The sequence below is a fragment of the Brevundimonas sp. genome (assembly GCF_036405315.1).
In the GTDB taxonomy this organism is placed as follows: Bacteria; Pseudomonadota; Alphaproteobacteria; order Caulobacterales; family Caulobacteraceae; genus Brevundimonas.
Map to the genome: position 1 here is coordinate 1 of NZ_DASWXW010000017.1, position 7,213 is coordinate 7,213.

The window sequence follows — 7,213 nt, forward strand, 5'->3', positions numbered from 1 at the left end:
TCGTCGGCGACAGCCCGCCGATGCGCATGGTCAAGGCTCTGGGCGTCCGCGCCGCCAAGTCCGGCATCCCGGTGCTGATCACCGGCGAAAGCGGCGTGGGTAAAGAGGTCATCGCCCGCGCCCTGCACGGCGCCTCGGACCGCGCCGGCAAGCCCTTCGTGGCCGTCAACTGCGGCGCCCTGCCCGCCAATCTGGTCGAGTCCATCCTGTTCGGCCACGAGAAGGGCGCCTTCACCGGCGCCACCGACAAGCACCTCGGCAAGTTCATGGAGGCCAACGGCGGCACCCTGTTCCTGGACGAGATCGGCGAACTGCCGCTGGACATGCAGGTCAAGCTGCTGCGCGCCCTGCAGGAAGGCGAGATCGACCCGGTCGGCGCCAAGCGCGCGGTCAAGGTCGATGTCCGCATCGTCTCGGCCACCAATCGCGACCCGGCCCAGCAGGTCAAGGAAGGCGCCTTCCGCGAGGACCTGTTCTATCGCCTGAACGTCTTCCCCATCGAAGCCCCGGCCCTGCGTGAACGGCGCGAGGACATCCCGGCCCTGGTCGAGCACTTCATCGCCCGCTTCAACGTGGAAGAAGGCAAGCGCGTCGCCGGTTGCGCCGTCGAGACCATGGCCCTGCTGCAGGGCTACGACTGGCCCGGCAATGTGCGCCAGCTGGAAAACGCGATCTATCGCGCCCTGGTCCTTGCCGATTCGCCGCTGTTGCAGCCGCATGACTTCCCGGCCATCTCGGGCGTCGCCATGCCGCTGACCTCCGGCGCCGCCGTCTCGCACGACCGCGCCGAAACGCCCGGCAACCACACGGGCGACGAGGCCCAGCCCGACAGCCCGGTCCGCATCATCGACGCGCGCGGCCACCTGCGCACCCTGGAAGAGATCGAGCGCGACCTGATCCAGCACGCCATAGAGGTCTATTCCGGCCACATGAGCGAGATCGCCCGACGCCTGGGCATCGGCCGCTCGACCCTTTATCGCAAGGTCCGCGAACAGGGGCTGGAAGAGCAGCTGAAGGAAGCGGGCTGAGGACGTGCTAGGCTGCGGTCATGAGCGACCATAGCGACGACCAGTCCCCCGCCCCGACGGACGAGGCTCCCACCGAGACCCCGATCCAGCGCGCCCTGCGCGAAAAGCAGGAAGCCATCGCCGCCCGCCCCAAGCCCCCGCGCGGCGGCCGCTTCCAGCGCGAACAGGCCCGCCGCATCAAGACCGGCGCAGCGCGGCCGTGGTCGAGCAAGTAGGCGGGGAACGCAAAACGGACCTGCTGAACGTCCGCTAAGGGTGGTTAGCGGAAACCTTAGAGGTTAGAGGTAGGCCATGAGAAGAACGGTTGCTTCCGGTTCCTGGCTCTATAACGGAAACGTCCGACGGTCCGTTGAAATCACCGCCAAGCCGGTCGGCGAAGCGTCCGCGCGATACGATGACGAGGAACGCCTCGTTCAAAGCAGGCCGATCCCGCAAACACCTGACGGCTATCTCTACGAGGTTGGAGCAACGACGGGTGGCGAGTTTGCATCGCTAGCCGAAGCAAAAGCTTGGGCAGATGCACAGCCTTGGGGCCCGGTGGAGTGGGAAGAGTAGCTAGGAAGGGCTGCTTTGGGTGGTTAGCGGATTTCCAGTCGCTGAAAGACCAAGTATTCCCCGTCGCTATCTCGCTGGAATGGCACTACCGCGCTGACGACAAACTGTTCCTGAATTACGCAATCTGGAAAGTCAGCGATGATCTCTGTGGCGGCAATCGATAGCGCCTGGGCAGCATCGTCGCTGAGCGGCCGCGCTGACACGGTCGTCATGGTGATCGTTGCGTCGTCGCGTCGGACACTGATCAGCCGAACATCTGCGTCAATCGCACCCAAAAGGGCGCGTTGAGCGGAGAGAAGCAGGGCGGGATCGAACGCTGTCATGCTTCACATATCCGCTGGAATGGAAAGTCCGCAATGGGTCGAAAGCAGACCTCACTCCTCCCGCTTCGCCTTGCGCATCCAGGGCCGGGTTTCCTCGCCGTTGGCCTTGGCGGTGATTTCCTTGAGCTTGCGGCCCTGCATGGCCGAGAGGGCCTGACCGGGGGCGCCTTTTTCGGGGTCGGCGAAGGCGCGGCCGTGGGTTTCGATTCGCTCGCCCACTGAATCGAGGAAGTCGCCCTCCCATTCGGACAATGAAACGCCCGCCTTCTCGGCCGAGCGGCGGGCGCGTTTCAGGGCGTTCAAAGCCGAGCGTTTAGCGGCCTCTTTCTGCTGCTCCCAGGGAGACAGCGAAGGTTTGGCTTTCAGGCCGCTACCGCCCTTCGGGCTGCCTTCGTTGAGGCTGCTGGCCCGCGCCAGCCCGCTGGAGCGCAGCTTGGATGCGTCGCCGCCCTTCAGGCTGCCGGAGCGTGAAGGGCGGTCGCTGGGGGGCTTGAAGGGCGTGCGCTTCAGGCCCGCCTCCCTCAGATCTCGCCGAGGGCCGACAGGTAGAGGTCCAGGATCGCTTCTTCTTCCTGACGCTTGGCCTTGTCCTGCTTGCGCAGGCGCAGGACCTTGCGCAGAACCTTGACGTCGTAGCCCTCGCCCTTGGCCTCGGCGAAGACCTCCTTCATGTCGACCATGACCGCCTGCTTGTCCTCTTCGAGGCGCTCCAGGCGTTCGATGATCGAGCGCAGACGCCCCTGGGCCGTGGCGGTCAGGACATCGGGATTGTCGAAGGCGGGGGCGTCGTCGGCCATGAGGAAAGCTCCGAAACTTGAATTGGCCGGCGGGCGACCGTGACCCCACTCTCAAGCAGACCGGGGGCCGACAGGGCAAGAAGGGAATCGCCCGAACGGCGCTCAGAACCGAATCGCATCCGTCCCGCCGCCCGACGTCCGGACACGAAAAAGGCCGCGGACAGAGCCCGCAGCCTTTGAATATCGCAACCGCGGCGCCTGCAACGGCGCCGACGCGGTCTTAGCCTTGCTTGGCCTTGAAGCGCGGATCGGTCTTGTTGATCACATAGACCACGCCCTTGCGGCGAACGATCTTGCAGTCGCGATGGCGACCCTTGAGCGACTTAAGCGAGCTGCGGACCTTCATGGTCGGACGTCCCGAAGATTGGAGGCCCGTGAGGGCGGTCAAAAACAAATGCGCGAAACCCTGCGAACAGGACCTTGCGGCGGAGCGGTGCGTATAGAGAGGCCCTCGCCTTTCGTCAACATTCCGCGCGGGGATTCCGCTGGAGGCCTGGCCTCCGGGTCGAACGGAGGGTCTCCGGACATGCACGTCCGGCGCGTCGCCCCTCCGCCACCAGGCCGTGTCCAAGGGAGAAACAAGGATACGATCTTCCCCTTAAGGCTCCCCTGTCGCAAAAGGTTAGCGCCGCCTTAACCCTTATCACGGAAACCCCAGGGAGCTTCGCGCGCTTGTGATTGGTCGTGGAATTCGGGGGCGTTAGCCTGTGGTCATGCGTATCGCCTATCGTCTTGTCCTGATTGGTTCTGTTGCGGCCTGTGCGCCCATGGTTCCGACGCCGCCTCAGCCGCAGCCGGCGCCTCCGCCGGTCGTCGAGCCGGCCCCCGCCACGCCGCCGTCGACGCCGCCTCCGGCCGCCACGGATCTGTCGGAAGCCTATGATCAGGCGGGCTTCGAGGCTTGGAAGCAGGGCTTCCTCAACCGGCTCGGCGGCGCACGAAAGTGGGAGTATTCGCGCGAACTGCAGAACGTCACGCCCAACGCCAGCGTCATCCGCCTGGACCGCAATCAGCCCGAATTCTCGCGCCCGGCCGGCGCCTATATCCAGAGCGCGACGGCCCCCGCCCGAATCGGCATGGCCCGTCAGCGCGTCGATCGCGTGCCGTGGGACGTGACCCAGAGATTCGGCGTGCCGACCGAGATCCTGCTGGGCGTCTGGGCCCAGGAAAGCGCCTTCGGTCAGGTCCAGGGCGACTTCGACGTCATCCGCTCGCTGGCCACCCTGGCCTATGACGGCCGCCGCCGCGCCTGGGCCGAGGACCAGCTGAAGAACGCCCTCGACATCGTCGTGGACGGCAAGCGCGCCCGCAGCGGCCTGAAGGGCAGCTGGGCCGGCGCCATGGGCCAGACCCAGTTCATGCCTGACAGCTATCTGAAGCTGGGCGTCGATCAGAACGGCGACGGCAAGGTCGACATCTGGGGCTCGGACGCCGACGCCCTGGCCTCGGCCGCCAACCTGCTGGCCCAGGCCGGCTGGAAGCGCGGTCAGGGCTGGGCCTATGAGGTCGTCCTGCCCGCCGGCTTCGACTACAGCCAGGCCGAGGGGCCGAAGCATCCCTGGTCCTTCTGGGCCGCGCGCGGCGTGCGCCTGGCCAACGGCGCGACCCTGAACGCGGACGAAGCCGCCGAGGGCGCGACCATCCTGCTGCCGCAAGGCGCCAAGGGGCCGGTCTTCCTGGCCCTGCCCAACCACTATGTGATCCGTCGCTACAACAACTCGGTCAGCTACGCCCTGGCCATCGGCCTGATCGCCGACGGGGTGCAGGGCAAGCCCGCCCTGACCGCCGCCTGGCCCAACGACGGCCCCCTGACCCGCGAACAGCGCGTCGGCGCCCAGACCGCCCTGACTCGCATGGGCTTCGACACCCAAGGCGTGGACGGCGTCATCGGCTCGAACACCCGCGCGGCCCTGCGCCGCTGGCAGCAGGCCAACGGACGGGTCGCGGACGGCTATCTGACGGACGTGCTGGCGGACGAGCTGATCCGGCGAGCGCGGTAAGCCTCAAAGCTGAACAAAAAGCCCCGCTGGCGACAGCGGGGCTTTTCATTTCGGATTATCGCCGAGGGGTCAGCCCTTCACGCGCCAGCTGGCGCCTTGCGGGCCGTCCATGACGACGACGTTCAGTTCGTTCAGGCGGTCGCGGATGCGGTCGGCCTCGGCCCAGTTCTTTTCGGCGCGGGCGACGGCGCGTTGCTCCAGCAGGGCCTCGACCTCGGCCTTCAGGGCCGGATCGCCGCCCTCGAACCACTCGTCCGAGGTCAGGGTCAGCACGCCGAGCAAACCCGCCGCCTCGATCAGGCTCCAGCGGGCCATGGCCACGTCGTTGATGTCGGCCTCGGCGTCGTTCAGCAGGTCGCGCAGGGCGTTGCCCAACCCGAACAGCTGGGCGATGGCCCCCGGCGTGTTCAAGTCGTCCTCCAGCGCGTCCAGCACCGGGTCCAGGGCGTTCTCGGCCAGTTCCATCTCCGCCTCATCCAGGGTGGAGACATCGAAGTCGGCCAGGGCCGCGTCGGCGTCGCGCAGGACGCCATAGAGGCGGTCCAGGTTCTTGCGGCTCTGTTCCAGCAGGGTCTGGTTCCAGTCCAGCGGCTGACGATAGTGGGCGCTCAGCAGGGCCCAGCGCACCACCTCGCCCGGCATGGCCTTCACCAGATCATGCAGCAGCAGGACGTTGCCGATCGACTTGGACATCTTCTCGGCGTCCACGGTCAGGAAGCCGTTGTGCATCCAGTAGCGGGCGTATTCGTCGTGCGCCTTGTCGCCATGAGCATGGCCGTGGGCGCAGACGCCTTGGGCGATCTCGTTCTCGTGGTGCGGGAAGACCAGGTCGATGCCGCCGCCGTGGATGTCGATGGGCAGGCCGAGCGTCTGCTCGATCATGGCCGAGCATTCGATGTGCCAGCCGGGGCGGCCCTCGCCCCAGGGCGACGGCCAGGACGGCTCGTCCGCCTTGGACGGCTTCCACAGGACGAAGTCGTGCGGGTTCTTCTTGTAGGGGGCGACCTCGACGCGGGCGCCGGCGATCATGTCATCCAGATTGCGCCCCGACAGCGCGCCGTAGGACGGATAGGAGGCGACGTCGAACAGGACGTGTCCCTCGGCCGCATAGGCGTTGCCGGAATCGATGATGGCCTGGATCTGGGCCGTGATGGCGTCGATGTAATCGGTGACGTGGGGGGCGATGTCCGGCGGGCTGACGTTCAGCAGGCCCATGTCGGCCAGATAGGCGGCCTCGTAGCGGGCCGTGATCTCGCCGATCGCCACGCCTTCCTTGGCGGCCTTGGCGTTGATCTTGTCGTCCACGTCGGTGACGTTGCGGGCGTAGACGACGTTGTCGGCGCCATAGGTCCGGCGCAGCAGCCGCACCAGGACGTCGAACACCACCGGCGGGCGCGCATTGCCGATATGGGCGTAGTCATAGACCGTCGGACCGCAGACATAGAGCGTCACCCGGTTCGGATCGCGCGGCGTGAAAGCGCGCTTTTCACGGCGAAGGGTGTCGTGGATATGCAACGGCATGAGTAACAGTCTTTGCGAGTTTTCTTGCGGGACGGACGAACCGTCCCATATAGCGGCCTGATTATCTCATATAACAGCTAAGCGCCTCCCCCTTTCCGGTCCGGTTCCTTTCATGTCCACCACGCCCGCCAAGCCCGTTCTCGTCGCCAACGAGGAAGCCCCCCAGCGTCCCAGCCGCGAGCAGGCGCTGGAGGCCGTGCGCACCCTGATCGCCTGGGCGGGCGACGATCCCTCGCGTCCTGGCCTGATCGACACGCCCAAGCGGGTGGTCGACGCCTATGGCGAGTGGTTCGACGGCTATGACGCCGACGCGGTCAAGGAACTGTCGCGCACCTTCGAGGACGTGACCGGCTATGACGACATGGTCATTCTGCGCGACATCGAGATCGAGAGCCACTGCGAGCACCACATGGCCCCCTTCCTGGGCAAGGCCTATGTCGCCTATCTGCCGGGCGAGAAGGTCGTGGGCATCTCCAAGCTGGCGCGCGTGGTCGAGATCTTCGCCCGTCGCCTGCAGAACCAGGAGACCCTGACCAACGACATCATCGAGGCGATCGAATCGAACCTGCAGCCGCGCGGCGTGGCCGTCCTGCTGGACGCGGCGCACCAGTGCATGACCACGCGCGGCGTGCATCACCGCCACGTCACCACCATCACCACCCGCTTCACCGGCGCCTTCAAGGACGACCCGGCCCTGGCCGACCGCTTCCTCAAGCTGGCCAGGGGCTGACGACAAGAGGCTGAGTCGCAAGGGGTTTGATCCGGTCGTCTCGCACCTGCGAAACGACCGATTTGGCAATCTTATTGCCCTTTGACGCGAATTCGTCACGCAAGACGGCTTTACAAGCCCGGCGCGGGACGCCAAGAGACGATCCATACCTTTGAGTGCTGCTCGCCGGAGAATGCGAGCTGTGATGGAGACGACGGCGTATGGGCTCTAAACTTTCCGGTCCCGCGGGCCAGGGTGGCAAAACGATCGAACAGAACGC

9 protein-coding genes are annotated in these 7,213 nt (G+C 66.2%); 4 read left to right on the top strand and 5 right to left on the bottom strand.

Annotated elements, in window-relative coordinates; translation table 11 throughout:
- Together VGE49_RS01250 and VGE49_RS01255 are read left to right on the top strand one after the other, a co-directional pair.
- The coding region (locus VGE49_RS01250) for a sigma-54 interaction domain-containing protein (RefSeq protein WP_331032776.1) at positions 1-1,028 on the top strand (1,028 nt) is incomplete at its 5' end.
- 20 nt (positions 1,029-1,048) lie between these two features.
- Positions 1,049-1,243: a hypothetical protein gene (locus tag VGE49_RS01255; protein ID WP_331032777.1), complete on the top strand. Its 195-nt coding sequence runs from the start codon at positions 1,049-1,051 to the stop codon at positions 1,241-1,243.
- A gap of 363 nt (positions 1,244-1,606) precedes the next feature.
- Here VGE49_RS01255 and VGE49_RS01260 read toward each other — a convergent pair whose 3' ends face one another.
- The 4 genes from VGE49_RS01260 to ykgO all read right to left on the bottom strand — a co-directional run bounded on the left by VGE49_RS01260 (position 1,607) and on the right by ykgO (position 3,049).
- Positions 1,607-1,906: a MafI2 family immunity protein gene (locus VGE49_RS01260; protein ID WP_331032778.1), complete on the bottom strand. Its 300-nt coding sequence runs from the start codon at positions 1,904-1,906 to the stop codon at positions 1,607-1,609.
- Between the two features lie 51 nt (positions 1,907-1,957).
- On the bottom strand, positions 1,958-2,209 hold the full coding sequence (locus VGE49_RS01265) for a hypothetical protein (protein WP_414643582.1): 252 nt from the start codon (positions 2,207-2,209) through the stop codon (positions 1,958-1,960).
- A gap of 218 nt (positions 2,210-2,427) precedes the next feature.
- On the bottom strand, positions 2,428-2,703 hold the full coding sequence (gapR, locus tag VGE49_RS01270; RefSeq protein WP_331032779.1) for a nucleoid-associated protein GapR: 276 nt from the start codon (positions 2,701-2,703) through the stop codon (positions 2,428-2,430).
- 220 nt (positions 2,704-2,923) lie between these two features.
- Complete coding sequence (ykgO, locus tag VGE49_RS01275) at positions 2,924-3,049, bottom strand: type B 50S ribosomal protein L36 (RefSeq protein ID WP_006274063.1); 126 nt, start codon at positions 3,047-3,049, stop codon at positions 2,924-2,926.
- Between the two features lie 367 nt (positions 3,050-3,416).
- Here ykgO and VGE49_RS01280 point away from each other — a divergent pair, with 367 nt between their 5' ends.
- Positions 3,417-4,703 (top strand): lytic murein transglycosylase, encoded by a 1,287-nt coding sequence (locus VGE49_RS01280; RefSeq protein ID WP_331032780.1) that lies wholly within the window; start codon positions 3,417-3,419, stop codon positions 4,701-4,703.
- A 69-nt stretch (positions 4,704-4,772) separates the two neighbouring features.
- Here the strand turns inward: VGE49_RS01280 and cysS are convergent, their stop codons facing one another.
- On the bottom strand, positions 4,773-6,224 hold the full coding sequence (gene cysS / locus VGE49_RS01285) for a cysteine--tRNA ligase (protein ID WP_331032781.1): 1,452 nt from the start codon (positions 6,222-6,224) through the stop codon (positions 4,773-4,775).
- 112 nt (positions 6,225-6,336) lie between these two features.
- On the opposite strand from cysS, the gene folE reads away from it, so the two are divergent.
- Entirely contained in the window at positions 6,337-6,954 is a 618-nt protein-coding gene (gene folE, locus VGE49_RS01290; RefSeq protein WP_331032782.1) for a GTP cyclohydrolase I FolE, read from the top strand.
- Positions 6,955-7,213: the final 259 nt, after the last annotated feature.

Bases quoted from the DNA above. Each gene is read 5' to 3' on its own strand.
- cysS (WP_331032781.1), bottom strand. From the start codon at position 6,224: ATGCCGTTGCATATCCACGACACCCTTCGCCGTGAAAAGCGCGCTTTC.
- VGE49_RS01260 (WP_331032778.1), bottom strand. From the start codon at position 1,906: ATGACAGCGTTCGATCCCGCCCTGCTTCTCTCCGCTCAACGCGCCCTT.
- gapR (WP_331032779.1), bottom strand. From the start codon at position 2,703: ATGGCCGACGACGCCCCCGCCTTCGACAATCCCGATGTCCTGACCGCC.
- VGE49_RS01255 (WP_331032777.1), top strand. From the start codon at position 1,049: ATGAGCGACCATAGCGACGACCAGTCCCCCGCCCCGACGGACGAGGCT.
- ykgO (WP_006274063.1), bottom strand. From the start codon at position 3,049: ATGAAGGTCCGCAGCTCGCTTAAGTCGCTCAAGGGTCGCCATCGCGAC.
- VGE49_RS01280 (WP_331032780.1), top strand. From the start codon at position 3,417: ATGCGTATCGCCTATCGTCTTGTCCTGATTGGTTCTGTTGCGGCCTGT.
- folE (WP_331032782.1), top strand. From the start codon at position 6,337: ATGTCCACCACGCCCGCCAAGCCCGTTCTCGTCGCCAACGAGGAAGCC.